This window comes from Candidatus Hydrogenedentota bacterium (assembly GCA_035416745.1).
In the GTDB taxonomy this organism is placed as follows: Bacteria; Hydrogenedentota; Hydrogenedentia; order Hydrogenedentales; family SLHB01; genus UBA2224.
In genome coordinates, this window is sequence record DAOLNV010000018.1 from 40472 (window position 1) to 42672 (window position 2201).

Below are 2201 nucleotides of genomic sequence, written 5' to 3' on the forward strand. Positions count from 1 at the left end.
TTCAATATGACCGAGTCTTCACGAAGCTGGAAATTCAGGTTCTGCGGGTCCACAAAACCGGGGTCTTCGTCCCGCATTACCCAGTTATTGATGATGACCCAGTTCCCTCCGATGAACGCATCGCAATTGCAGACAATGTTTCGGCAGGCCTTGTTCAGGCGCGGCTCTCCGTTCCATTCCATGTAGCCACGGAGTTCAGGATATTTTTCGGTATACGGCGGCCTGGTGATGTCGACATCGCGCAGAAGCTTGTTCTGTCTATCCTCGTCATCGAGGAAGCTCCGCCAGGCCGCGTCCGTCCACGCTGCCTGGCGCATGGCCATCGAACACTCGATGAAGACGTTGTTGTCAACGAGGTTGTCGTGGCCGCCGTGGATGAACACGGCGCCAAATGTTCCGCCCGCGGCCTTGTAGAACACGTTGCCAAACACGGTCTGCCCACCCGCGCCGTCGTCAAAATAGATCGCGGCGCTGCCGTGGGCTCGTTCGCTGCCGGTGTGATGCCAGAAGTTGTACCGCAGGATAGTTCCCCGCTCAGACGGATTGCGCCCCATGTAGAAAGCTCCGCAATCATCGCTTTCCAGGCCGCTGTGAGAAATCTCGTTGTATTCGATGAGGTGGTCGTTGCCCGCCAATCCAATTGACTGGTGCGGCGCGTCGTGGAAGAGATTGTGAGCAACATGAATCCCGACGCCGCTGAGATGAAGATGATATGCGTGCGTGCGTTTGCGTTCGCCGACATGATGTATGTGGTTGTTGAATACGGTATGTTCTGACGGGGTGAGTGTTGTTCGGTCTCCTCCGCCTATGTACAGCCCGCCCATGCCGGTCTCATAAATGTCGCAAGCCCTTACTCCATGTTTTGCGCCTCCGTCAACGAGCACGCCGGCATGCCCCGTACGGCGAATCGTGCATGCCAGCAGTTCATTCTCCCGCCCCTCCCGCATGACGATGCCGTCTCCCGCGCACATCTCGACGGTCAGCCTTCGAAACGTGACATGCGAAGCGTTTTCCACCTGAATGACGGGCTCCTTTGTGAGCGAAAGCGCCACATGCCCTTCCATGACAGGCCGCGGCGGCCAGAAATACAGCTTCCCCGCGTCTCGGTCCAGATAGTATTCGCCCGGACTATCCAATTCTTCGAGCAGGTTCAGGGCCATGTAGCGGCGGGGCGACGGATTGCCGCCGCCGATGCCGTACACGTGCGGTTTAAGCAGCGTGATCTCGCGTTTCACGGTGTCGATGGCTCGCGCCTTGATGGTCTCGCTGCTCCAGTCGAAACACCAATAACCGTACAGCCAGACGCCGGGCGCGGACTGCCACCGCGCGGGCCGGTCGCCTTCGTACTGGAATGCCCCCGGCTGCTTGGATTCGTGGTTGCGCCACGGTGCGGGTCCGCTCTCGACGACTGCCGTGATGTGCGCCCACCCGTCGTTCGGCCAGCGCGCCAATGTCATTCGCTGTCCGTCGAAGAACACCTCAGGCACGATAGGCGGCTCACCATAGGAGTCCGGAAACACGCCGTAATCGGCGAGCCCCAATGCGCGGAGGTCCGCCACGACTACCTGCCCACGCGCCGATTCGTCGATACGCCCAAGCACTGCCTCATCCTGGACGGCCTGAAACTCGCCGCCTGCCAACTCGAGGCCGCCTATAAGATGCACGTCTTCGCCATCGACGGCGCGGTAGGCAATCCGGCTGCCGGGCGTTCCGCTATCCTGCTCGCCGAGGCAAAAAGGCGCCAGCCGGGAGTAGATTCCACCGTGAATCCACACTGTCACGCCGCCCTCGGGCAAACCGTCGCCTTGCTTCAGTGCCCGGACGGCATCCCGGGCCCGCTCGAGGGTAGCAAAGGGCGCGGAGGCCGTTCCCGGACTGCCGTCGTTTCCGTCATGCGCCACATGATACTCCGCGGCGAACACCCAGACGGAGACAAGGCAGAGAAACGCTGCGATTGAAGCTTTCGGCATTAGTCCCCCCCGTCCCTGTGCCCGTTACTTCTCCGGAAACGCAATACCCGCGAACGAGACGATTCCCCCCGCGGGATCGGGGGCATACCCGTACTTCAGAAACTCTCCGCGGTCCGCCGCGCCATCGAGCGTTTTCAGCGCGGCGTAAATGGCGTTCAACCCGCACACCCGCCGCTGGTTCATGTCCTTCATAACCGACGCATACCAGCCGTCGGCGTCCACTTCCAGCAC

At 60.8% G+C, this 2201-nt stretch carries 2 protein-coding genes; both read right to left on the reverse strand.

Annotated elements, in window-relative coordinates; genetic code table 11:
• Positions 1–1970, reverse strand: a 1970-nt coding sequence (locus PLJ71_08220; protein HQM48659.1) for a right-handed parallel beta-helix repeat-containing protein, incomplete at its 3' end; no start/stop codon positions are given.
• A 24-nt stretch (positions 1971–1994) separates the two neighbouring features.
• A partial coding sequence (locus PLJ71_08225) for a hypothetical protein (protein HQM48660.1) occupies positions 1995–2201 on the reverse strand: 207 nt, incomplete at its 5' end.